The sequence below is a fragment of the Ruegeria sp. AM7 genome, assembly GCF_056535965.1.
In genome coordinates this window covers 1747229-1771268 of the sequence record NZ_JBQFJE010000003.1, presented here as the reverse complement: position 1 = coordinate 1771268, position 24040 = coordinate 1747229, and the positions used below count along the sequence as shown (strand labels likewise).

Sequence of the window (24040 nt, the reverse complement as noted above, 5' to 3'; positions counted from 1 at the left end):
AAGCCCGCCTGCCTGGGCGGGCTTTTTTATTGGGCCAACTGCTGGCGAAATACGCGAACCATGTTCTCGCCCATCACCTTGCGGATTTGCGCCTCGGTCAGACCTTCGCTCAACAGGCCCGAGGTCAGCGCCGCTAGTTCAGATGTGTCAAACGCGGTCTCGACCGACCCGTCGTAATCCGACCCAAGCGAGACGTGATCTTCCCCAACAGTATCGACTGCCGCGTTGATCATCTTGGCCACGCCTGCAGGGGTGATATCCCCGCAGGTTACGTCCGCCCAGTATCCCATGCCGATTACGCCTCCGGTGGCCGCGATCTCTTGCATCAGATCATCGGGAAAGTTCCGTTTGACGGCGCAGAAGCCGTGTAGCCCGCCATGGCTGACGATCAATGGAACGTCCGTCATCGCAATTACATCCCGTGCAACCAAAGGGCTGGAATGCGCGAGGTCGATGACGACGGGCATTTCGGCTAATTGGGCAACAACGTCGCGACCGAATTCCGTCAGTCCGGTGTTCGCCTGTCCGTGCAAGGATGCGCCCAATTCATTGTCAAAGAAGTGCTGAAGGCCAAACACCCGATGACCGGCGTCAAACAGGGCATCCAGATTGGTCAGATCCCCCTCAAGCGCGTGGGCCCCTTCGATGCCGAGGATACCCCCAACAACGGCTTGGCCGCTCGCACGAGCGGCCAGCACGTCTTCCAGATCACTACGGGATTTGACAACTTTCAGTTTTCCGTCCGAGGCCGTCTCGAACTGATGCAGCTTTTCAGCTTGATAGACTGCGCGCTGCATGAGGCTGTCCCAGGTTCGAAGCGGCCAAAGCTGCCCGATCGCCAGGAGGGTGATATTGTCGAACGCATCGGCCGAGTTGGCCTCATAGTTCTGACCAGCAGGGGATTTCGTGACCGCGGTGAAGACCTGCAGGGCAACGTTTCCTTCGATCAGTCGGGGGATGTCCACCTGTCCGCGCGTCCCGCGTTCGGTCAGGTCGCGACTCCATAGCAGGGGGTCAGCGTGCAGGTCGCCTACGATCAAAGTTTCGTGTAACGCGGCGGCTGCATCTGTCACCGGGTACGGCGCGTGGTCGATAACATTGTTGCGTTTGCCTTCGATATAGGACGGCAAAAAAACAAAGAAAATCAACAAGCCAGCGACCATTGCTATTGCTGTCAGCCCGCCGACGCATTTAAGAAATCTGCGCATTCCCGTTTCCTTTCAGTATGCGATGTCAGCTTACGTTCGATTGAAGCAGATAAAAGCCTGACTTCGCGTCCAGACGTTGCTAGAACAGCAGAGATTTTGCCGTTAGCGATAACGATGTTGCGAGAATGTGGGAGGGATCAATGCAAAAACCTGTTCAATGGGGTGTACTGGGCGCCGCGAATTTCGCGCGTCGGTTCATGGCACCGGCCATTCATGCAGCGGACGGGGCGCGGTTTGCCGGATTGGCGACGTCCAGCCCGGAAAAGGCCGAACCTTTTCAAGCGTTTTGCCCGGATCTGACCGTTTACGACAGTTATGATGCGATGCTGGCTGATCCGCAGATCGCGGCGGTTTATATTCCATTGCCGAACCACATGCATGTAGATTGGTCTTTGAAGGCGCTGGACGCTGGTAAACATGTGTTGTGCGAAAAACCGATGACAATGCAGGCACATGAGTTTGACGCCTTGATCGCAAAACGGGATGAAACCGGGTTGCTGGCGGCCGAGGCTTATATGATCGTGCATCATCCACAGTGGCAGTTCGCGCGCAAGCTGATCGCGGATGGCGCTATTGGTAAGCTCGTGCATGTGACGGGGTCGTTCAGTTTTGACAATCGTGAGGAAACCCAAAACATCCGCAATCGTGCGGAAACCGGTGGCGGAGGGCTGCGCGACATTGGTGTCTATGTGATTGGCAGCGCACGGTTCGCTACCGGACAGGAACCGGTTTCGGTACAATCTGCAATCCGGTGGGAGAACGGTATTGATGCCTTCACCGAAATTCGTGCTCAGTTCCCTGATTTTACATATTCCAGTTACGTTTCGATCCGTATGCATCCCCATCAAGAGATGGTCTTTCACGGCGAGGGCGGCGTTATCCGACTGACGACACCGTTCAACGCGCGAGTCTTTGGCGAAGCACGCGTCGAACTGCATCGTCCGGGGCTTGAGGTTCAGGTCACACGGTTCCCCGGCGACGATCACTATAAACTGCAGGTCGAAGCATTCTGTCGTTCAGTGCGTGAAGGGGCGGATTATCCTTGCGCGCTTGAGTTTTCACGAGGAACGCAAGAGGTGATTGACCGCGTGTTCGAAGGTGCAGTGCCGCTCTGACTTGCCACACATGGGCCCCGTGACTTAATCTGGTCGCCACCCAAACAGGAGGCGACCAATGGCTGGCGGCTGGGCGCGTGACGGCGCGGTGAGTGAACAGATCGAGGCGTCGATATCCGACGAACTGGCCCGGATGCAGGCGCAAAAGCGCCCTCAGGGCGAAAGCCTGACCCATTGCGCAGAATGCGAAGAGCCGATCCCCGAGAAACGCAGACTTGCCTTGCCGGGGGTGAAACTCTGTCTGGATTGCCAGCAGGATAGGGACGGTGCGTTTAAAGCGCGGTCCGGGATCAATCGGCGCGGGTCCAAGGACAGTCAGTTGAAATAGCCCATGCCAAAACAGCCCCTGTTGCAGAATGGATTGGTTCTTGGGTTCCTGGCTGCGTTCTTGTGGGGCACGCACAGTGTCATCGTGCGCTATCTGACCAGCGATCTGGGCGGGTTGCAGATTGCCGTTTCGCGCCTGTTCATTGCGGCGTTGGCGATCTATTGCATGTTGCGTCTGATGCGGGTTTCCGTCTCGATCCGGTTGAGTGACTGGAATTTCCGTCTGGCCGTATTGTCGACCGTTGTGAACTATATCCTGTTCCACATCGGGCTTGAACATACCGGCGCGGCCAATGCGATGGTTTTGGAGAACACAGCGCCCTTTTTCGTGTTGGTTTTTCTTTATTTCTTTGCGGATACACCGGTCACGCGAACCGATGTTCTGGCCACAGTTTTGGCCATTCTGGGCGTTTTCCTGACCGTCTTCCGGGACTTTCAGGGAGGTGGAGAGCCCTTATTCGGAGACCTTCTTGAAATCGGGGCCGGGCTAAGCTGGGCGGTCTTCCTGATCTCAAGCAGTCGGGCTATGCGCAATTCGAAATCGACCGGAGAGCGGCTGAACTTCCTGTTCGGCATCTTCTTGTGTTCCGGGGTTCTTCTGCTGCCGCTTGCCGCATTTTCGATGCAGGTTCCAATGGTGAATGACGTCGTGTTCCTGATCCTGCTGGGCGTGCTGCCGACCGCCTGCGCCTATTACCTGTGGTACGAGGCTGCTGCGCGGGTTTCGACCTTGACCGCGACCTTGATGTTTGCGGCCTCGGTCGTGTTCACCTTTGTCAATTCGGCGCTTTTTCTGGGGGCCGCAATCACGCCGATTGCAGCCCTTGGGGGTGTGCTGATCGTGCTGGCCGTGTTTCTGACCACCAAAAACCAGAAATGATCAGCCTTCCATCGCTTCCAGTTCGTCGATAAAGCCCGAGATCATCGACAGGCCCTTATCCCAGAACTTGGGATCGCTGGCGTCCAGCCCGAATGGGGCCAGCAGTTCCTTGTGGTGCATCGAACCACCGGCGCGCAGCATGTCGAAATACTTGTCCTCGAACCCATCGGACCCGCTTGCGTAGACGGAATAGAGCGCGTTCACCAAGCCGTCGCCAAACGCATAGGCGTAGACGTAGAAGGGTGAGTGGACGAAGTGTGGGATATAGGCCCAGAAGGTCTCGTACCCGTCCATGAACTCGAATGCCGGGCCAAGGCTTTCAGCCTGAACGCTCATCCACAGGGCGTTGATGTCGTCGGGCGTCAGCTCACCTTCGCGGCGGGCGGCGTGAAGCTTGCATTCGAAGTCATAGAACGCAATCTGGCGGACGACCGTGTTGATCATATCCTCGACCTTGCCCGCCAGCAGCACTTTGCGCTGTTCGGGGGTTTCGGCCTGATCCAGCATTTTGCGGAACGTCAGCATCTCACCAAAGACCGAGGCCGTTTCGGCCAGTGTCAGCGGGGTAGAAGACAGCATCTCGCCCTGACCGGCGGCCAGTACTTGGTGGACACCATGACCCAGCTCGTGCGCCAGGGTCATCACGTCGCGCGGTTTGCCCAGATAGTTGAGCATCACGTAGGGATGCACGTCGGTCACGGTCGGGTGGGCAAACGCACCCGGCGCTTTGCCCGGCTTCACGGCCGCATCAATCCAGCCCTTGTTGAAGAAGGGGGCCGCGATTTCGCCCATGCGCGGGTCAAACGCGTTATAGGCATCCATCACGGTCTTTTCGGCCTCGTCCCAGCCGACGATGCGCGTGTCTTCCATCGGCAAGGGCGCGTTGCGGTCCCAGACCTGCATAACGTCCAGCCCCAGCCATTTGCGTTTGAGCTCATAGTAGCGGTGGCTCAGCTTGGGATAGGCGGCGACCACGGCTTCGCGCAGAGCCTCAACCACTTCGGGTTCCACGTCGTTCGACAGGTGGCGACCGGTTTGCGCGGTCGGCATATTGCGCCAGCGATCAACAATCTCTTTCTCTTTCGCCTGTGTGTTGTGAACACGGGCAAAGGTTTTGACGTTGTCCTGAAACACCCGCGCCAATTCGCGGGCTGCAGTTTCGCGTTTGCTCCGGTCCTGCTCGGTCAGCAGGTTCAGGGTGCCTTCGATGTTCAGCTCTTCGCCTTCGATGTCAAAAGTCAGACCGGCGATGGTTTCGTCAAACAGACGTTCCCATGCATCGCCGACAACGCCCAGATCGTGCAGGAATTTCTCCAACTCATCAGATAGTTGATAGGGCTTCATCGCGCGGATGCGGCGGAAGACGGGTTCGTACCGGCCCAGATCCGCGTTGGCGTCGAACCGGGCTTTCAGCGCGTCATCGTCGATACGATTGATCTCGAGCGTGAAGAAGACCAGCGGCGTGGTGAAGATGGTAATCTTTTCCTGCATATCCGACAGGAACTTGGCGCGGTCCGCATCGGTGGTCAGCTGGTAGTACCGCAGACCGGCGAAGGACATGATCCGCCCGGCAATGGCGTTGATCTGTTCGTTACGCAGGACGCATTGCAGCAGTCCATCGGCATCCAGATCGGCCAGCTTGCCCTCGTAGTCTGCGGCAAAGGACGCACATTCGCCCTCCAGCCAGTCCAGATCGCGCGACAATTCCGGTGCCTCTTCCGAGCTGTACAGGTCCGTCAGGTCCCATTCCGGCAGGTTGCCAAGATTGTCGGAGCCGCCGACTGCGTTTGCGTCACGGACGGGGAAGGGAAGGTCGCGCATGGATCACCTCGAAATAACAGCTTTCGCCAACATCTAGGCGTGCCGGGCAGGGATCACAAGCGGGGTGTTAGTCAGACAGGGCCGGTTCGCGTTCGGCGGCCATGAAATGCGCCGCCAACTGGTCGAAAACGGGGCCGCGGACCTCTGGCCCTTCCATCAAAACCTCGTGTTCCCCATCAGGGATTTCCACCAGCGTGCCGCTGGGCCAGTTGGCCATGCGGGCGCGGATCGCCTTGCGGTCCACGATCTGTTCATGGGTTCCAAGGAAAGTCAGGCACGGAATGGTGGGGGCGGTCTGCTCCATCAACCAGGCGCATTCGTTCAGCGCTTCGCGCAGCCAGATTGTTGAGGGTGCGCCTAGCACCAACTCGGGGTGGGCGTTCAGCTGATCCTGCATCATCTGATACATCGCTGGATCACGCGTTAGCACGTTGCCTTCAAACGGTTGCGACAGGACGTAGCTTTCCAAAGATGTCGTGGGCGGCGTTTTCTCACCCAGCCCGAACCGAGGGCCCCAATAGGCGGTCAAACGGCTCAGCGGTTTCATCAGCGGCGTGAAGAAAATCCCCCACATCGGTCCGGTGAAGGCGCAGGTGGCAAAATTGTCAGTTTCAAATACAGCCCGCAGGCCAATGGCACCGCCCATCGAATGACCGATGACGTGCCACGGTTTGGGTAGGTCCAGCTCTGTGGCCAGCGCAAAAGCGGCCTGAGCATCCATCTGATAATCCGGTATCGTATCGACATGTCCGACACGCGGGTCGTCCAAAGGGCGATCGGCCAGCCCCTGACCACGCCAGTCGATCGCCAGAAATGCAAATCCACGCCCGACGAACTCGGTCGCGGCATTGCCGTATTTCTCAATATATTCGGTACGGCCGGGAAACATGAACACAGTCCCGACCGCGTCATCCTTTGGCAGCCAGTGAGCCACTCGGATGCGAACCCCGTCAGAGGTCGTAAGCCAATGGGCCTGTCCACCGACGGGTGCGCCGGCCACATCTTCGAACAAAGGGGCCGACGACATTTCCATCAGGCCAGCGCCGATGCCAGTTGCATGGCGACACCCATGTCACCATCGACGGTCAGCTTGCCGGACATGAAAGCACCGGTCGGGTTCAGCTCACCGCTAAGGATTTGTTCGAACGTGTCGACATCCGCGTTCATGGTGACGTCAGCATCTTCGTCGCTGACACGCGCGCCGCTGCCGTCCAGAACAATCGACCCCACACCTTCAATGGCGAACTTGGCGGATGCGCCAAAGCCGCTGTCGGCCAGTTTTTCGTTCAGCGCCGCTGCGGCTTTTTCCAGAGTGTCGCTCATGGTTCTCCTCACTTTGATTTGAGCACAGGGAATGGACATCCTCCTGCGCTACGCTACACTGACCGTTGTTATGAGCATTGCAAGCACCAATCTCAAAGGTATCGTCGCGGCAACCGCGCTGCTAGTCACGTTTTCCATCCCTTGTCTTGCACAGCAGGCAGATTCACGGGATGAAGCCGAGCTATTGCAGCAACTGGCGCAATCAACACCCGATCAAGCGATTGGCATTGATCGTCAACTCAAGTCTCTGTGGTCGCTATCGGGTTCAGCCTCGGCTGATCTTTTGCTGGAACGGGGACGTGAGGCGCTGGATGACGGTGATACAAAGGCGGCTATCGAACATCTGACGGCGCTGACCGATCATGCGCCTGACTTTGCAGAAGGGTGGCACGTACGCGCGTCGGCATTTTTCGGGGTTGAACGGTTTGGCTTGGCCGCCGCTGATCTGGAATATGCGCTGACACTTAATCCGAACCATTACGAAGCGATCTACGGTCTTGGCCTGATCTTTGAGATTGTTGGCCAACCGGACAAAGCGCTGGCTGTCTACGAGCGTGCATTGGCTATACATCCCCATCATGAAGAAGTAACCAATGCGGTGAATCGACTGAAGCCTCAGGTCGAGGGCTCGTCCCTCTAAGGGGCAGGGGGCAAGAGTGAGCGGGTCATCCCGAATCGTGGCCGTACTGGGCCCGACGAACACAGGCAAAACCCATTACGCGATCGAGCGGATGCTGGGCCACCGGACCGGCGTGATCGGCCTGCCGCTGCGTCTGCTGGCGCGCGAGGTCTATGACAAGATCGTCGCCATTCGCGGTCCGTCCGTCGTGGCATTGGTTACGGGTGAGGAGCGGATCGTGCCGCCGCGCACCCAATACTGGGTCTGCACGGTTGAGGCGATGCCCGAGGGGATGGGTGCCGATTTCGTGGCCATTGACGAAATCCAGCTCTGTACCGACCCCGAGCGCGGCCATGTCTTCACCGACCGCCTGCTTCGGTCGCGCGGCACAAGCGAGACATTGTTCCTGGGCTCGGACACCATGCGTGGCCCCATCGCGGCGCTGGTCCCCGAGGCACAGTTCGTCCGGCGCGAACGCATGTCTCAGCTGGTCTATGCGGGGTCGAAAAAGATCAGTCGGATGCCCCCGCGCAGCGCCATCGTCGGGTTCTCGGTCGATAACGTCTATGCCATCGCGGAACTGCTGCGTCGTCAAAAGGGCGGGGCGGCCGTGGTCATGGGTGCGCTCAGCCCGCGCACCCGTAATGCGCAGGTGGACCTTTATCAGAATGGCGAGGTCGACTATCTGGTCGCAACCGATGCCATTGGTATGGGGTTGAATCTGGACGTAAACCACGTGGCGTTTTCCTCGCTGACCAAGTTTGACGGTCGGCGGATGCGGCCCCTGGCCCCCAATGAGCTGGCACAGATCGCAGGCCGGGCCGGGCGCGGCATGTCGGACGGCACGTTCGGTGTCACGGGTGAGGCTCCGCCGCTGGACGAGGGCGTGGCGCAGGCCATCATGGACAGCCGCTTCACGCCGATGAAAAAGCTGAACTGGCGGAATGCTGCCTTGCGGTTCGGATCCATCGAGGCGCTGATCGACTCGCTAGAAGTCAGTCCCGACAACGAAAACCTGCTCAAAGCACGGCCCGCCGACGATCTGAACGTGCTGAAATCGCTGTCACAAGTGACCGAGGTCATGGCCCGCGCCAGCGATCCTCAATCCGTGCGCCTGCTGTGGGATGTGTGCCGAATCCCCGATTTTCGCGGCATCAGCCATTCGGAACATGCCAGCCTGCTCGAGGTGATCTACGGTCATCTGCACGAACGCCAGTCGATCCCTGATGACTTCATGGCGCGGCAAATCCGCCGGATCGACCGGACAGACGGAGATATTGATGCGCTGTCCAAACGGCTGGCATATATTCGCACCTGGACATATGTTGCGCAACGAAACGGTTGGGTGCGTGACGAATCCCATTGGCGTGAGGAAACGCGCACTGTAGAAGACAGGCTGTCGGACGCTCTGCATGACCGTTTGACCCAACGATTTGTGGACCGGCGCACGTCCGTGTTGCTGCGCCGGCTCAAACAGAAGGAGGCCCTTTTGGCCGAAGTAAATGACAAGGGTGAAGTGACCGTCGAAGGCGAATTCGTCGGTCGTTTGGAAGGGTTCCGGTTTAGCCCGGACAAGGCTGCGCAGGGGACCGAGGCGAAAGCTTTGAAATCGGCGTCCTTGCAGGCCCTCGCGCCGCAATTCCATCTGCGTGCCGATCGCTTCTACAACGCGCCCGATACCGAAATTGATTTCACCGAACAAGGTGGCCTGATGTGGGGCGAATATGCCGTTGGCAAACTGGTTGCCGGGGCAGAGCCGCTCAAACCGATGGTCGAGGTCTTCGTGGACGAGGCCGCAGGCCCTGATGTCGAACAGAAAGTGCAGCGCCGCTTGCAGCACTTCATCGACCGTAAGGTGGCCGCGCTGTTTGAGCCGCTGCTGAACTTGTCACGGGACGAGGAGCTGAGCGGTCTGGCCAAGGGCTTCGCCTTCCGCATGGTCGAGGCATTGGGCATTCTGCCTCGCGCGCAGGTCGCGCAAGACGTTAAGGATCTGGATCAGGACGCCCGCGGCGCGCTGCGCAAGCACGGCATCCGGTTCGGGCAGTTCACCATCTTCATGCCGCTGCTGCTGAAACCCGCGCCGACGCGCCTGCGTCTGGTGTTGTGGGCGCTGTCCAGCGGTTTGCAGGAATTCCCCGAAGCGCCGCCTCCGGGTCTGGTCACGGTGCCGGTCGCCAAGGATGCGCCGCAAGGGTATGACACCATGTGCGGCTACCGCGACGCCGGTGAGCGTTCGATCCGCATCGACATGCTGGAGCGTCTGGCCGACATGCTGCGCGCCGAGGACAGCCGGGGCGGGTTCGAGGCCAAGCCCGACATGCTCTCGATCACGGGCATGACGCTGGAGCAATTCGCCGACCTGATGCAGGGGCTGGGCTATAAGGCCGAGCGTGGCGAGCGCGAAAAGGTCAAAGCTGCGCCGGCTGAACAGCCTGCGGCAGACGCGGCAGACCAACCTGTCGCTGAGGAAACCCCGGCCGACGCAGGTGCGACGGATGAGGCCGTCGCACCCGCCGAGGCGCCAGCCGAGGCCACCGAAAGCACCGAGGCGGCAGCCGAGGCTCCGGTCGCGGAACCCGTAAGTGATGAGCCCGAGGTTGAGGTGTTCTACACCTTCACCTGGGGTCGCCAGCGCCAGCAGAACCGTGGCCCGCGCCGCGAACAGGGGCAGGGCAAGGGCAAGCCGCGTGGCAAACCTCAGGACAACCGCCGCCCGCAGGGCAAAAAGGGTGGCAAGCCGCAAGGCGCGAAATCCTTTTCGGCCCGCCCACCCAAGAAAGAGAAAGCCATTGATCCCGACAACCCCTTCGCCGCTGCGCTAATGGGTCTGAAGGACGGCAACTAAACGCGCATGTCCGAGCCCAAGCTGCGGATCGACAAATGGCTATGGCAGGCGCGGTTCTTCAAGACCCGCAGCCTGTCGGCCAAACAGGTCAGCGGCGGCCACGTACGCGTGAACGGCAACCGGGTGCTGAAACCGGCGACAGCCATCAGCCCCGGAGACGTTCTGACCTTTCCGCAGGCCCGCATCGTGCGCGTTGTGCGGGTGGAAAAACTGGGCGAACGCCGCGGCCCGGCCCCCGAGGCACAAACGCTGTATACGGATTTGACCGAAAAGCAGGACAAGCCGCCGCGAAATCCAAGCTTTGAAGGAAAAGGTCGTCCAACCAAGAAAGATCGACGCGCGCTTGATCTTTCTCGCAATCTCGATAGCTGATCCTATCTTGAAGCTGACGCCATACTGATTTAGCTAGACGTCCAAAGCGCAAACGGGAATCCGAACATGACCTACGTTGTCACTGAAAACTGCATTGGCTGCAAATACACCGACTGTGTCGAAGTGTGTCCGGTGGATTGTTTCTATGAAGGTGAAAACACGCTGGTCATTCATCCGGACGAATGCATTGACTGTGGCGTTTGCGAACCCGAATGCCCCGCCGACGCCATCCGCCCCGACACCGAGCCGGGCATGGACCAATGGGTCGAGTTCAACCGGAAATACTCGGAAATGTGGCCGGTTATCATTACTAAAAAAGACCCACTGCCCGAAGCCGAAGAACGCGACGGTGAAGAGGGTAAAATGGAGAAGTATTTCTCGGAAGCACCGGGTGAAGGCGGTTAAGCGATTCGCCGCCTAAACTCTTTAGTTTAAGAGCAAGAAATCCTCTTAACATTTTGTTTTTAGTCAAATTTAATGCTTTAGCTATCCACGCTGCTTTCGTGTGTCGCATTTTTGTGATATAATCGGTAGCTGAATGATGACTGAGCTGGGGATGACTCCGTAAGTATGTACGCTTTGGAGTTTTGATTTTTAGACAAACAAACCGCCTGACCGGGCCAGAGTGGCGCGGGTTGGGGCGTATTGTTGTCTGTTGTCCAGCTCATTTAACCAAGGATGAACCTGTATGTCTAAGTCGAAAAAGCTTGAGTTCCGCCCGAACGATTATGTTGTCTACCCAGCCCATGGCGTGGGACAGATCATCTCGATCGAGGAGCAGGAAGTCGCGGGATATTCGCTCGAGCTGTTCGTGATTTCTTTTGAAAAAGACAAGATGACCTTGCGCGTTCCGACCAACAAGGCAACAGAATCTGGCCTTCGGTCGCTGAGTTCACCGGACGTCATTAGCCAAGCGATGAAAACCTTGAAGGGTAAGGCCAAGGTCAAGCGCGCAATGTGGTCGCGTCGGGCGCAGGAATATGAACAGAAAATCAACTCAGGCGACCTGATCTCGATCGCCGAAGTTGTCCGCGATCTGCACCGCACCGATGATCAGCGCGAACAAAGCTATTCCGAACGTCAGCTGTACGAGGCTGCGCTTGAGCGTCTGACCCGTGAAGTTGCCGCCGTTTCAGGGGCAGGCGAGGTGTCTGCGGCCAAACAAGTGGACGAAGTCCTGACATCGCGCGCCGCCTAATCGACCTACTACAAATTTCGATGGGCCGCCTGTGTCACAGGCGGCCTTTTCCGTTTGAAGGGCTTGGTGAACTGAGGAAAATCCGCTAATTTCCGTTTGGGTAGAGGCGGATAGATGGCAAGGATAAAGAAAACTCTCAGGTATCTATATATCGGCCACGATCCGGTGTCGGTCTGGTTCCGATATTGTCTGATCCTGTTTGACGCCGGAACTATCGTATTCTTTATTGCCACGGCGCATATTCCTCATGGTCCCGGAATTTCAGCCGCCAGCATGATCGTGGGCTTTTTGATCCTGTTGGATTTTTCTGCCCGTCTGTGGATCGCAAAGAAACCCTGGCAGCTTTTCTTCAAGGTTTACACACTGGCGGATGTGGTAGTCATTCTGTCTTTAATGCTTGACCCCCTGATCACTGGTAATCTGGCGTTTTTGCGTATTCTCAGGGCTTTGCGCTTGATTCATTCGTATCACTTGCTGCGAGACCTGCGCCGTGACAGCTCGTTTTTCCGCACACATGAAGATGCGGTGATCGCGGCGATCAACCTTTTGGTTTTTGTGTTCGTGACCTCGACAGCTGTTTTGGTATTCTTCATCCCTGAGAACAGCCAGACAGCCTATATCGACGCGCTGTATTTTACGATGGCGACGCTGACCACCACTGGCTTCGGGGACATCACATTGGCCACTCCGGGTGGTAAACTCTTTTCAGTTTTCATTATGGTGGTCGGTGTTGCGCTATTTGTGCGTCTCGCGCAGGCAATTTTCATGCCGCAGAAGGTGCGCTACAAATGCCCGAGTTGCGGCCTATTCCGTCACGACCCCGATGCAGTTCATTGCAAACACTGCGGCGAGGTGCTGCGGATTGAGACAGGTGGCTCGTCCTAAAGCAAAGTAACCAATGTCAGCAGCATAGCGATTTCAGAGATTTGCTGAGTCGCGCCCAGTACGTCGCCTGTCTGACCGCCGATCTTGGACCTTGCGACCATTGCCAGAGCCAAAACTGCCAGCGCGCTCAACAGAACGGCCGCTAAAGCGGAAATCCCGATCAGAACCGCGCAAATCCCGAACGCCAATCCGACGCCGCCTGCGACAATGGATATCTTTGGGGCGCCAACCGATTGGCTCAGCCCCGACCCTCGTGCATTCGGTAAGCTGGCCATAACAGGGGGCATCATCGCGCGCGACCAGACAGTTGCGGCCAAAATTGCCGAGAAATACTGGGCCGCGATCAGCGTCTCAATCAAGGTGGCGCGTAAGAAAAGTGACAGGATCAACGCCAAAACGCCATACGTGCCAATGTGGCTGTCCTTCATGATCTCCAGCCGACGTTCGGGGGTGAAGCCGCCCCAAAACCCGTCAACTGTATCTGCCAGTCCATCCTCGTGCATGGCGCCAGTGGACAGAATTAGTGCGGTTATCACCAAAATGGCGCTGGCAGTGGCGTTCAGCCCGATCGACATCGCAGACCAACCGACACAGCAGGCCAAAGCGCCAAGAATGGTTCCGACGAAAGGAAAGGCCCATGCAGCGTTGGCCTGTCGCGCAAATACCTGCGAAGGCAGTTTGGGGACGGGCAAGCGCGTCAACAGGACCACAGCCAGCGGAATATCCCACAAGGAAATGGGCACCGTGTCGTTTTTTGCCATTTCCACGCCTTTCAGGGTCTTGTTGGATGGATAGCTTCGGTTAAACACACAGGACCACTCTGATGCAACGAGGCTTTGGATGCTGCCTGAACTTAAAGACCTTAATTCCTTTCGAGATGCCCTTCTTCGTGCGCCGGGTCCTGATCAGGACGCTGTGAACGGAGCCGCAGACCGAAATGGGCAACTGACCAAGCCACCCGGCGCATTGGGGCGGCTTGAGGATCTGGCCATCTGGTATGCGGGTTGGCGCGGGGATGCGCGGCCACAGATTTCGGCACCGCAGGTGATCGTTTTCGCCGGAAACCATGGCGTAACGGCGCAGGGTGTGTCTGCGTTTCCACCGGAAGTCACCGTTCAGATGGTGATGAACTTTGAGCATGGCGGAGCGGCCATCAACCAGCTTGCCAAGTCGGCTGGCGCGACCATGGATGTACATGCGCTTGAGTTGGACCGTCCAACAGCGGATTTCACCGCGGGTCCTGCGATGTCTGAGGCCGAGGTGTTGGCCGCGCTTCGCACAGGGTGGAACGCGGTAGACGCAGCCGCCGATCTGTTGGTGGTTGGCGAGATGGGAATTGGCAACACCACCCCGGCTGCCGCAATTGCCTGCGCCTTGTTTGGCGGTGTCGCTGCGGACTGGACGGGCAGGGGCACCGGTGTAGACGACGCTGGTCTTGCGAATAAAACCCGTGTTGTGGCCGAGGGCGTTGCGCTGCATGGCGGCACGGGTGATGGGGTCGAAATTCTGCGCCGCCTCGGCGGACGCGAGATCGCTGCCATGGCTGGAGCGATCGCGGCAGCGCGAGTACTGCGCATCCCAGTCATCTTGGATGGTTTCATCTGCTCGGCCGCCGCTGCGTGTTTGGCGGATGTCGCCGACGGCGCGTTGGATCATTCCGTCGCTGGACATCAAAGTGCCGAAGGTGCCCATGGCGCAGTTTTGGCAAAGCTGGGCAAACAGCCGCTGCTGAACCTTGGTTTGCGACTGGGCGAGGGGTCGGGCGGCACTCTGGCGATCAATATCCTCAAAAGCGCAGTGGCCTGTCATTCCGGCATGGCAACTTTTGCCGAGGCGGGCGTGTCAGACGGTTGATCTTATGGCCTGACCCTTTGGGTCAGGCTGACTTTTTGGCGTGTTTTTCAGCCAGTTCCAACAGCTCGGTTTCGAGATCCTTTTCGAACTGGCGGGCCCGTTCAATGTATTTCTTGTTCTCGGCTGTCGGCATTCCGGGAATCCAAAGCTCGGCCAACTCGCGTACCGACATCCTGTCGTGATGATAGAAGGTCTGTTCGGCCTGCGCGGCCTCGTATTCGCTCAGGCCGATGTTTTCCAGAACATACCGACCAGCACGCAGTGATCCGTCAAACATTTCGCGCACGATATCATTGGCGCCAGCCTGATACAGTTCATAGACATGGGTTCTGTCCCGGGCGCGGGCGATAATGTGCAAATCGGGTCGCTGACGACGTGCGAACCCAACCAGACGAGTAACTTGTTTGGGATCGTCCATTGCGGCCACCAAAACAGCGGCTTTTTCCAAGCCCGCTGCGCGCAGCAGTTCAGGACGGGTGGGGTCGCCCAGAAACCCTTTGACGCCGAACCGACGCATCAGTTGGACCGTCTCAATGTCGTGGTCCAAAACGACCGTCTTGGTTCCACTGGCCTGAACCAGCCGGTTGACGATCTGACCGAAACGGCCAATCCCGGCAATTATCACAGGGCCTTTTTCATCTATCTCATCGGGTTCGGGTGTCGGAGCGCCGTCGCTCATCCGGCGCGACAACAGATCATAGATGATGAACAGAAGCGGCGTGATCAACATGGTCAAAGCGATGATCATCAGCAGCTTTTGTGACAAATCGGGAGGGATGACGTTTTGCTGGGTCGAAAAGGCAAGTAGAACAAACCCAAACTCGCCCGCTTGCGCCAGCCCCAGCGTGAACAGCCAATGATCGCGACCACGTAATTTAAACGCGCGGCCGACCAGAAACAGAATGATCCCTTTGACGAGGATGACTAAAAGGGCCAGCCCGATCAGATCGAACGGATCATTGAAGAAATAGGCAACGTCAATTCCGGCCCCGACGGTGATGAAGAACAGGCCCAGAAACAAACCCTTAAAGGGTTCCAGATCGCTTTCCATCTCATGCCGGAATTCCGAGCTGGCCAGCACTACCCCCGCCAGAAACGCACCGAGGGCCGGGGAAAGGCCGACCAACGTCATCAAAAAGGAAATCCCGACAACGATCATCAATGCCAATGCCGTATACATCTCGCGTAGGCGCGTAGCATGGATAAAGCGGAATAGGGGGCGGGTCAGGTAGACACCAGCCAGAATGACAAAGGCAATGGCACCGATAGTGACCAATGTGACGGCCCAGCCCGGCAGGCCTTCGACCAGTGACAAGCTGTGATGCGCCTTGTCGTGAAGGTCCGTTGCGGCCCTGTTTATGGAACCGTCATTCTGAATTTGCGGAATCGCCGGCAGGGCCAGCAACGGTAGCAGCGCAAGGATCGGGATCACTGCAATGTCTTGCGTCAAAAGCACCGAGAAAGTCGCGCGCCCTCCGTTCGTTTGCATCAAGCCTTTTTCGGACAAGGTTTGCAAAACGATCGCTGTTGAGGACAAAGACAAGGTCAAACCGACTGCCAGTGCCACGGACCACGGATGATTGGCGTAGATGGCAACGCCCGCGATCACTCCGGTAGACAGCAAAACCTGAAGGCCACCCAATCCCAGCAAGCGCTCGCGCATGTCCCACAAAGCGCGGGGTTCCAGTTCCAGCCCGATCAGGAACAGCATCATGACCACGCCAAACTCAGCCACATGCTGCAGGCTTTCGGTTTCGGCGCCGACCAGTCCAAACATAGGCCCTATGACGATCCCTGCGGCCAGGTATCCCAAGACCGAACCAAGCCCCAGGCGCGCCGACAGCGGCACAGCGATCACGGCGGCAGCCAGATAGATCGAAGCCTGGTAAAGGAAATCGTCCATATTATCCTCTTTGGGTCAGGTAGGCAGGGGCGCGTCGCGCTTGAGTTGGTCCATAACGATCTGGCTTTGCACACGTGCTACCGCAGGATGCGGCAGTATCACCTGATGAAGCAAGCGATTGAGGGCGGATAGATCGTCGCAATAGACATGAAGGAGGTAATCTGCCTCACCTGTCATCGTCCAAGCGCTGGTGATTTCGGGCCGGGTGTCGACCATGCGGGCAAAGCTTTCGGATTGTTCCGGACCGTGAGTGCCGAGGTGGACCTGAACAAAGCCTTGTACCTGCAGCCCCAGCTTCAGCGGGTCCAGACGGGCGGCGTAGCCGGTGATGTATCCTTCAGCCTCCAGCCTTTGACGACGGCGGCCGGCTTGACTGGGCGACAGGTTCAGCATCTCACCCAGCTGATGCGCAGTCAGATGCGCATTTGTCTGAAGTGCTGATAAAAGTCGCGTATCGGTGGAATCCAGCATATGCGGACTTCTTTCGTAGAAATCTGTTTTGGTGCGGACATCGCGCGTTTCCGCCTAGTTTACTCGAAAACAATGCGCAGAAACAGCGCCGAATAAGGCGTATTTTGGAATCAGCAAAGAAATTCCTGTTTTCACGGAGACGCGCCATGGGACCCTTCCCGCATAACGCCCCGAAATCTGCCATCAGCAACGAAAACCCGGCCGGAACCGACGGTTTCGAATTTGTCGAATTTGCCCATCCCAACCCGCAAGAGCTGCGTGATCTTTTCACCAAGATGGGCTTTGAGTTGGTCGGTCACCATAAGACGAAGCCATCGGTGGAACTTTGGCAGCAAGGCGATGTGACTTACATCCTCAATGCAGACGCGGACAGTTTTGCAGCTAAGTTTGTTGCAGAACACGGTCCCTGTGCACCGGCGATGGGGTGGCGCGTCGTGGATGCGCAAAAAGCCTATGAACACGCGGTCAGCAAGGGCGCCGAGCCCTATGATGCTGCGGACAAAACGATGGACGTACCTGCGATCAAAGGGATCGGCGGGTCTTTGATCTATTTCATCGACCAATATTATGAGACGTCTCCCTACAACCAAGAGTTCAAGTGGACCGAACAGTCCAAGCCGCGGGGTGACGGGTTTTATTACCTCGATCACCTCACCCACAATGTCTACAAGGGAAATATGGACAAGTGGTTCAAGTTTTACGGCAATTTGTTCAACTTCCGTGAGATCCGCTTTTTCGATATTCAGGGTAAGTTCACGGGCCTCTACAGCCGTGCGCTGACATCGCCCTGTGGCCGTATTCGCATCCCGATCAACGAAGATCGCGGCGAGACCGGGCAGATCGTCTCTTATCTGAAAAAGTACAAGGGTGAGGGCATCCAGCATATCGCCGTCGGCAGCGAGGATATCTATGCGTCGACGGATGCGATTGCCGAAAAGGGGTTGAAATTTATGCCCGGCCCAAACGAAGCGTATTACCATATGTCCAAAGACCGCGTGGTTGACCACGAAGAGCCACTGGATCGGATGATGAAACACGGCATTCTGATTGACGGCGAAGGCGTTCTGGACGGCGGCGAAACGCGGATCTTGCTTCAGATTTTCTCAAAAACAGTGATCGGGCCGATATTCTTCGAGTTCATCCAGCGCAAAGGTGACGATGGATTTGGCGAGGGCAACTTTCAGGCGCTGTTCGAATCCATCGAGCGCGAGCAGATCGAAAGTGGTGAAATATCAGCGGCCTGAGCTGTAAATCTAACGCGTATATTGGGCGGCGCATCACCTGTGCCGCCTTTAACTTCTGGGCATTTTCAGCGTAACGTTCTGACCGCGTTTTTGATATCGCAATTCGCTGTCACTGATCGCGACAACGTTGCCGCCATCCAGACGATCCCCAACCTTCAGCTTTTTGTAGCGTCCGCTGGGCAATCGCACCAACGCGCGACGGTTTGCCGGGGTGCCATACACGCCTATGAGATTCAGTTTTCGCAGGTTGATTGCGTTGTCGATCGTTGCCTGACGCGCAACCGACGCCGATGACGGGATTTTCGGAGCCACCGCCCGCGGTTGGAAGGTGTCAGGTTCGTTGGTGCTGCGCTCTATCGCGGCGGTCGACCCAAGACTGACTGCGGTGGTGCTTGCAGGTCGGTTAACACCGGCAGGGCGCGGTTTCGGGCGTGGGACGCGAACAACCGCCAGCGCGGTTGGTGTTTCGTCTACCTGTGGGCTTTGTTGCAACGACACCGGACGTAGCTTGGGCCGAAGAACCGCCAATTCGGCAAGAGTTCGACCGCCAAGTTGCTGCCGTTCGAACCGTTCTATCAGATCGGATGGGCGAGGGTTGGGCCGCAGCTCTGCCAGTCTGGTCGTTGGGTCTTCTTCAATTGGTTCCTGTTCGAAACGGACTGGTACTTCTGGCGGGACTTTTGACGGTCGGCCAAGGAAAACTAGAACACCGTCCGGATTCAGCGTGCCTTCTGCTGTTGCGCTCACAAGTCCGCGTTCGTCCAGATCAAACCGCGTCCCTGAGGCGCTGGGTTCGCTGGGTTGGGAGTATACGTCTCCCATCGCAAAGCTGGTCACCAATGGCGGAGCCACGGCATCGCGCGACAGGTCTGATCGATCGGTTGAAGCTATGAATTGGGCATCCGGCGATTCCAACGCAGGACCAGATAGCGGCTCAACCGAGCCTATTTGCGCGCCAGCATGCAGCTGCTCTGGTTCGGGGGTTGATTCAATCGGCTCGACTTCGGTGGGTGCAATCTTCAAAGCCTCAAGAATGGCGGCATCGGTCGGCGAAACCTTGGGCGCTTTGGGATCGGTGTCTTCAACTGAGGTTTCTGGTGCCGGTTCGACAGCGGTCAATTCCGTTGGCTTTTCAGCTGGTTCGGGTTCGGCTGTGATTGGGGACGATTCCGGGGTTTCTGCTTCAGACACGGCGGTTTTGGGTGGTGTCTCCTGCGCTGCTTCTTCGACAAGTGCCGTTTCCGGTAGAGTGGCATCATCATCACCCGACCCAAGGAAGGCCCACATCAAAACGGTGGCGATACCAAGAGCTGCCGCGGCGCCGATAGGTATACCGTATCCTTCAAGACGGTTTGAAAGTGACACCTCGTTGTGCTCTGCAGCCGCCGCTGCGCGGAATTCCATTGGCTTTTCTTCGGCCGCGATCGCGTGCACCGGAAGCGTCGAAACGGGAGTCTTTTCTGCAGGGGCCGGGTTTCTTGGTGTCAGGAATTCAGGCTCGGACGGGTAGTCCTGCCCGTCGGTGTCGGTCGTGACTTGGGTCGGAACAAAGCCATAGTCGTTGGCGAATGCCATTGCCTCATCCAACGTCTGCCGGGCGATCGCTGCCACATGTATCACCGCGCCGTCGGTTGCGGTGTCGTATCTCAGGTCTTCAAGCGTATAGGGCGTGGCATCCGTTAACGCGGTCTGAACCAATAGGGTTTGTCCTTCGGCATCTTCATCGCCGGTTTCAAGGCTGAGGAACCGAACCTGATCGGCCGGCAGGACCAGCTTGCAGTTCAGGTCATTTTCCAGCGCGAATCCTTTGTCGCGCAGTGCTTTGACCTGATCTGAAAAATCCGGGGCATCCAGCGAGACATCACCAACGCAGAACCAGTCACCATCCGAAAAGTGGTGCAAAGAAATTCCGGCAGTAGAAAAAGACAGCGCAAAAGCGGGTTTCATAATCCGGAAGAACCATAATTGTCATCGTCTAAGCAGACAGTCATTCTGTCCGCAGACTGACATTAAAGCAGGATCTTGCCGAGGGAAAGAAAAAGCCGGGTTTCCCCCTTGTTCGGCAGACCGTTGCCACCCCATGTTTATGACAAAGAGATCGGAGGGAAGACCTTGAAGAAATACGCTTTTTTAGCGGCTTTGATGGCTGCAACGGCGGCAGGGATGGCTCATGCGGAAGAACGTCGCATTACTGTCGACGCCCTTGGGACCGCTCTGGCGGTGCCCGATATGGCGACCATAACACTAGGAGTGACACATGAGGATGCCGAGGCCGCGAACGCGATGCAGGCCACGTCTGACGCAGTGTCGGCAATATTGGCGCGTCTGGAGCAGATGGGCATTGAAGCACGAGATGTCCAGACAAGGGATCTGTCGCTCTCGCCGGTTTGGTCGGGCCGAAATAATCCCAATGGCGACCGACCCGAGATTTCGGGCTTTTCGGCATCAAACCGAGTATTCGTACGGGTTCGAGATCTAACACAACTGGGTAACGTAATGGATGCCGTCATCCAAGATGGCGCAAATGATTTCGGGGGGCTGAGCTTTGGTGTTCAGGACCCAAAACCGCTTGAGGCGCAAGCCCGCGCCAAAGCTGTGGCCGAAGCAACCGCCAAGGCAGAGCAACTGGCGCAGGCTGCCTCGCTGACTTTGGGACCTGTGCAACAAATCAACGAGAATGTCGGAGGTATCCGCCCTGCCGCGCAGATGCGCGAATTCAAAGTTGCGGATTCGGCGGGGGTTCCGGTGGCAGGCGGTGAGATTTCAGTCTCGGTCAATGTCACCATGGAATTTGCGATATCCGAATAAATACTACTCTGCCGCACGGGCCTGCAGTGTGTGACGCTGCTGGCCCGATTGGTCGAAGTTTTCTGGCGATAGCCAGGTTTCGAACGCAGTCCGGATGCGCGGCCATTCACTATCCAGAATTGAATACCACGCGGTGTCCCGGTTGCGCCCTTTATAGTGGGTTGCCTGGCGAAAAATGCCTTCGAAGGTAAAGCCCAACCGCTCGGCCGCGCTGCGCGAGGGGGCGTTCAGGGCGTCGCATTTCCACTCATAGCGCCGATAGCCAAGCTCATCAAAGACGCGGCGCATCATCAGATACATGGCCTCGGTGGCCAGAGGGGTGCGCTGCAACAAGGGTGAGAAATGGATGTATCCGACCTCGATGACCCCGGCGTCGGGCTGAATGCGCAGAAATGTGGCATGCCCAACCGGAACTCCGTCGCCGTCAAGCACCGTGTGAAACAACGGGTCTGCGCTGTTCTCAGCCCAAATCATCCATTCGGCGAAAGCCGCTTCAGATGTGATTGGTTCTTCGGGCAGATAGGTCCAGTTTCGCCCGTTCTTGTCTTCGGCAAACGCCCGGTACAGACCGGACGTATGCTGTTTCACGTCCAAAGGCACCACTGAACAGAACCGACCCTGCATGCCCGTGCGAGCTGGCGTCGGGCGAGGAAACTCACCCGAGACCGGCCTGCCCACGGGTTGGCCAAGTGCGTTCACCGTGTGCTTCGGCATGGTTTAGGCAGTCGCCTTTGCCAAAGCCTGGTCCAGATCCGCGATCAGGTCATTGACGTCTTCGATCCCGATCGAAACGCGGACAACCCCCGGACCGGCCCCTGCGGCCTCTTGCTGTTCGGGTGTCAGCTGACGGTGCGTGGTCGAGGCCGAGTGAATGATCAGCGACCGCGCATCGCCAAGGTTCGCGACGTGGCTGAAGATTTCCAGTGCGTTCACAAGTTTGACGCAGGCGTCATAGCCGCCCTTTACAGCAAAGGTGAACAGGGCACCGGCACCCTTGGTGTATTGTGCCGTGACCCGATCGTGATAGGGCGACGAAGGCAGGCCCGCATAGGTCACATAATCGACGCGGTCGTCCGCCTCGAGCCAAGCCGCGATCTTTTGTGCGTTCTCGACATGACGCTCCATCCGCAGCGACAGGGTCTCGATCCCCATCAGCGTATAGTGGGCGGCTTGCGGGTTCATGGTCATGCCCAGATCGCGCAGACCGATTGCGATGCCGTGGAAGGTAAACGCGAGCGGGCCAAAGGTTTCGTGGAATTTCAACCCGTGATAGGCTGGCTCGGGCTCGCTGAGCGAGGGGAACTTGTCATTCGCTGACCAGTCGAATTTGCCCGAATCCACGATGCAGCCGCCGGTGACGGTGCCGTTCCCGGTCAGGTATTTGGTGGTCGAATGCACTACCAGAGTCGCGCCCTGTTCGATGGGGCGGCAAAGGTAGGGCGTGGCCGAGGTGTTGTCGACGATCAGCGGAATGCCCGCCGCGTCCGCGACATCTGCCATCGCACGGATATCGGTGACGTAGCCACCGGGGTTCGAAATGGATTCACAGAACACAGCGCGGGTGTTTTCGTCAATCGCGGCCTTCACCGCCTCGGCGTCGTCCATATCGACGAACTTGGCCGACCAGCCAAAGCGTTTGATGGTCTGGCTAAACTGCGTGACCGTGCCGCCATACAGGCGGGTCGAGGCCACAACGTTGCAGCCCGGTCCCATCAGCGGGAACAGCGCCATGATCTGCGCGGCGTGACCCGAGGAACAACACACAGCCCCAACGCCGCCTTCCAGCGTGGCGACGCGTTCTTGCAGAACGGCCACGGTCGGGTTGGTCAGACGCGAATATATAAAGCCCACTTCTTGCAGGTTGAACAGCGCAGCGGCGTGATCGGCATCGCGGAACACGTAAGCGGTGGTCTGATAGATTGGCGTTTGACGCGCACCTGTCGCCGGATCGGGACGTGCGCCTGCATGAATCTGAAGTGTGTCGAAACCGTAGTTAGGGCCGTCAGACATTCTGGAAATCTCCCGTTGGTTTTTTGGTTGAAGACTCTGTAGGCGATTGACGGGCTGCGCACAACAATCCTGTCAGCGCATCCATAGGCCCCTTGCCTTGATTTTGTTGCGTATGGCCTGCTCGCGTTGGGGCAGGTTGTCTCGGTCGAACATCTCGCGGATCTTGTGACCTTTTCGCTGAATGACCAGCTTGCGGATCGGCTCATACCCTTTGAGCACTTTTTTGATGCGGTTTGGCGCCACCACCGTCTCCAGCAGCTCGACCACATGGTCGCTTTCACGTGCGTAAAGCAGTGGGAACAGGCGATAGTGACAGCTCACGGTGCCATCCAACAGGCCGTGGGGCAGGGCGTCTCGCCCCCCGCCAAGGGAATGGATCACCAAGGGCAGAGCGATCTGGTCAAGCCAGGGGTCCAATGTCTGGCCCGCCAGCTCCGGGATATCTTCATCCCGGATAGTGCGCGCATAGTCACGGAACCTGTCGCCAAAGATGTGGGGGCAGGAATGGAAGAAATAGCCAGCGTTAAAGTACAAATACCGCCGCCAATAATCATGCGGTTGGCTTGTGTCGACCGAACTTTCGAAATCAAGACCGAACCTGTGATAAAGCGCCTTCCAGATGCCATCATATCCGGGCCCATAAAGCGTTGGGCGTGGCCATGTCCCCTCGACTTTCAGCGATGCACCGGGGTGGGCAAAGTCGAAGGGAACGGCGTTCAAATCTCCGGTGATCAGCGTGTCACTGTCGAAGAATACAAACGGCTCGCCTTCTGGCAAAGCCGACAACGCCTCAATCTTGTTCCCATGCGGGTAAGTCTGGCCAAAGACCTGATTTTCAAAAGGCAGCAGCTCGGCATCCAATTGGCGCAGCGCTTTAAGGATATCTTCGTCCTGGATGCTGGGATCTTGTGACCAATGTTGGCTGTGTTGTGGAACAGCGACAAACAGGCGGCCGGCGAAATTGGGGCTGCTGTGGCGCAAAGAGGCGGCAAACAGCAATGCCTCGTATTGCAGCCGGTTGTTCTGGCCAATGATGACAATATTGAATTTCGAAGGGGTGGCCTGCATCGGTCGGTGGTCGTCGCTCGTATTATCTGTTGGCGGCACAGTACGCAGGGTATGCAGACAAAACCAGATGTGAAGACGATCGCATG

General features: G+C 57.7%; 23 protein-coding genes. 12 read left to right on the top strand and 11 right to left on the bottom strand.

The window, feature by feature from the left end:
• Positions 1-26: 26 nt before the first annotated feature.
• The gene (locus ACR3EG_RS12770) at positions 27-1208 is read right to left on the bottom strand and encodes a dipeptidase (protein ID WP_480496228.1); all 1182 of its coding nucleotides are present in this window, start codon (positions 1206-1208) and stop codon (positions 27-29) included.
• A gap of 140 nt (positions 1209-1348) precedes the next feature.
• On the opposite strand from ACR3EG_RS12770, the gene ACR3EG_RS12765 reads away from it, so the two are divergent.
• The 3 genes from ACR3EG_RS12765 to ACR3EG_RS12755 are packed head-to-tail and all read left to right on the top strand — an operon-like array spanning position 1349 to position 3530.
• Positions 1349-2323: a Gfo/Idh/MocA family protein gene (locus ACR3EG_RS12765; RefSeq protein ID WP_480496226.1), complete on the top strand. Its 975-nt coding sequence runs from the start codon at positions 1349-1351 to the stop codon at positions 2321-2323.
• A 58-nt stretch (positions 2324-2381) separates the two neighbouring features.
• On the top strand, positions 2382-2651 hold the full coding sequence (locus ACR3EG_RS12760; RefSeq protein WP_170352835.1) for a DksA/TraR family C4-type zinc finger protein: 270 nt from the start codon (positions 2382-2384) through the stop codon (positions 2649-2651).
• Between the two features lie 3 nt (positions 2652-2654).
• Positions 2655-3530 carry a DMT family transporter gene (locus ACR3EG_RS12755; protein WP_480496224.1) on the top strand — a complete coding sequence of 292 codons (876 nt, stop codon included), beginning with the start codon at positions 2655-2657 and terminating at the stop codon, positions 3528-3530.
• Here ACR3EG_RS12755 and ACR3EG_RS12750 read toward each other — a convergent pair whose 3' ends face one another.
• From ACR3EG_RS12750 to ACR3EG_RS12740, 3 genes are all read right to left on the bottom strand, one after another.
• Positions 3531-5351 carry a M3 family oligoendopeptidase gene (locus tag ACR3EG_RS12750; RefSeq protein ID WP_480496223.1) on the bottom strand — a complete coding sequence of 607 codons (1821 nt, stop codon included), beginning with the start codon at positions 5349-5351 and terminating at the stop codon, positions 3531-3533.
• A 67-nt stretch (positions 5352-5418) separates the two neighbouring features.
• Positions 5419-6384, bottom strand: coding sequence for an alpha/beta fold hydrolase (locus tag ACR3EG_RS12745; RefSeq protein ID WP_480496221.1), 966 nt, complete (start codon positions 6382-6384; stop codon positions 5419-5421).
• Complete coding sequence (locus ACR3EG_RS12740; protein WP_170352839.1) at positions 6384-6674, bottom strand: SCP2 sterol-binding domain-containing protein; 291 nt, start codon at positions 6672-6674, stop codon at positions 6384-6386. The genes ACR3EG_RS12745 and ACR3EG_RS12740 overlap by 1 nt, the downstream gene beginning before the upstream one ends.
• Before the next feature lie 70 nt (positions 6675-6744).
• On the opposite strand from ACR3EG_RS12740, the gene ACR3EG_RS12735 reads away from it, so the two are divergent.
• From ACR3EG_RS12735 to ACR3EG_RS12710, 6 genes are all read left to right on the top strand, one after another.
• Positions 6745-7314: a tetratricopeptide repeat protein gene (locus ACR3EG_RS12735; protein WP_480496218.1), complete on the top strand. Its 570-nt coding sequence runs from the start codon at positions 6745-6747 to the stop codon at positions 7312-7314.
• Positions 7315-7330: 16 nt separating this feature from the next.
• Positions 7331-10141, top strand: coding sequence for a helicase-related protein (locus ACR3EG_RS12730; RefSeq protein WP_480496216.1), 2811 nt, complete (start codon positions 7331-7333; stop codon positions 10139-10141).
• 6 nt (positions 10142-10147) lie between these two features.
• Positions 10148-10513: an RNA-binding S4 domain-containing protein gene (locus ACR3EG_RS12725; protein WP_480496214.1), complete on the top strand. Its 366-nt coding sequence runs from the start codon at positions 10148-10150 to the stop codon at positions 10511-10513.
• Between the two features lie 66 nt (positions 10514-10579).
• On the top strand, positions 10580-10918 hold the full coding sequence (gene fdxA, locus ACR3EG_RS12720; protein ID WP_170352843.1) for a ferredoxin FdxA: 339 nt from the start codon (positions 10580-10582) through the stop codon (positions 10916-10918).
• Between the two features lie 283 nt (positions 10919-11201).
• The gene (locus tag ACR3EG_RS12715) at positions 11202-11711 is read left to right on the top strand and encodes a CarD family transcriptional regulator (protein WP_170352844.1); all 510 of its coding nucleotides are present in this window, start codon (positions 11202-11204) and stop codon (positions 11709-11711) included.
• Positions 11712-11825: 114 nt separating this feature from the next.
• Positions 11826-12596: an ion channel gene (locus ACR3EG_RS12710; protein WP_170750707.1), complete on the top strand. Its 771-nt coding sequence runs from the start codon at positions 11826-11828 to the stop codon at positions 12594-12596.
• Here ACR3EG_RS12710 and cobS read toward each other — a convergent pair.
• Positions 12593-13357 (bottom strand): adenosylcobinamide-GDP ribazoletransferase, encoded by a 765-nt coding sequence (cobS, locus tag ACR3EG_RS12705; RefSeq protein WP_480496211.1) that lies wholly within the window; start codon positions 13355-13357, stop codon positions 12593-12595. The genes ACR3EG_RS12710 and cobS overlap by 4 nt on opposite strands.
• A 79-nt stretch (positions 13358-13436) precedes the next feature.
• Between cobS and cobT the strand changes: the two genes are divergently transcribed.
• Positions 13437-14450, top strand: a complete 1014-nt coding sequence (gene cobT, locus ACR3EG_RS12700; protein WP_480496209.1) for a nicotinate-nucleotide--dimethylbenzimidazole phosphoribosyltransferase — start codon at positions 13437-13439, stop codon at positions 14448-14450.
• 22 nt (positions 14451-14472) lie between these two features.
• Here cobT and ACR3EG_RS12695 read toward each other — a convergent pair whose 3' ends face one another.
• Both ACR3EG_RS12695 and ACR3EG_RS12690 read right to left on the bottom strand, forming a co-directional pair.
• Positions 14473-16353, bottom strand: a complete 1881-nt coding sequence (locus tag ACR3EG_RS12695; RefSeq protein ID WP_170352848.1) for a monovalent cation:proton antiporter-2 (CPA2) family protein — start codon at positions 16351-16353, stop codon at positions 14473-14475.
• A gap of 15 nt (positions 16354-16368) precedes the next feature.
• A complete protein-coding gene (locus ACR3EG_RS12690) occupies positions 16369-16824 on the bottom strand; it encodes an Lrp/AsnC family transcriptional regulator (RefSeq protein ID WP_170352849.1) in 456 nt (151 codons plus the stop codon).
• Positions 16825-16970: 146 nt separating this feature from the next.
• Here ACR3EG_RS12690 and hppD point away from each other — a divergent pair, with 146 nt between their 5' ends.
• Positions 16971-18068 carry a 4-hydroxyphenylpyruvate dioxygenase gene (gene hppD / locus ACR3EG_RS12685; protein ID WP_480496206.1) on the top strand — a complete coding sequence of 366 codons (1098 nt, stop codon included), beginning with the start codon at positions 16971-16973 and terminating at the stop codon, positions 18066-18068.
• Positions 18069-18116: 48 nt separating this feature from the next.
• Here the strand turns inward: hppD and ACR3EG_RS12680 are convergent, their stop codons facing one another.
• The gene (locus ACR3EG_RS12680; protein WP_480496204.1) at positions 18117-20015 is read right to left on the bottom strand and encodes a hypothetical protein; all 1899 of its coding nucleotides are present in this window, start codon (positions 20013-20015) and stop codon (positions 18117-18119) included.
• A 195-nt stretch (positions 20016-20210) separates the two neighbouring features.
• Here ACR3EG_RS12680 and ACR3EG_RS12675 point away from each other — a divergent pair, with 195 nt between their 5' ends.
• The gene (locus ACR3EG_RS12675; protein ID WP_480496202.1) at positions 20211-20876 is read left to right on the top strand and encodes an SIMPL domain-containing protein; all 666 of its coding nucleotides are present in this window, start codon (positions 20211-20213) and stop codon (positions 20874-20876) included.
• A gap of 3 nt (positions 20877-20879) precedes the next feature.
• On the opposite strand, the gene ACR3EG_RS12670 is transcribed toward ACR3EG_RS12675, so the two are convergent.
• From ACR3EG_RS12670 to ACR3EG_RS12660, 3 genes are all read right to left on the bottom strand, one after another.
• Entirely contained in the window at positions 20880-21590 is a 711-nt protein-coding gene (locus ACR3EG_RS12670) for a GNAT family N-acetyltransferase (RefSeq protein WP_480496200.1), read from the bottom strand.
• Positions 21591-21593: 3 nt separating this feature from the next.
• The gene (locus ACR3EG_RS12665; protein WP_480496198.1) at positions 21594-22886 is read right to left on the bottom strand and encodes an O-acetylhomoserine aminocarboxypropyltransferase/cysteine synthase family protein; all 1293 of its coding nucleotides are present in this window, start codon (positions 22884-22886) and stop codon (positions 21594-21596) included.
• Positions 22887-22958: 72 nt separating this feature from the next.
• Positions 22959-23954: a hypothetical protein gene (locus ACR3EG_RS12660; RefSeq protein ID WP_480496196.1), complete on the bottom strand. Its 996-nt coding sequence runs from the start codon at positions 23952-23954 to the stop codon at positions 22959-22961.
• Positions 23955-24040 lie beyond the last annotated feature (86 nt).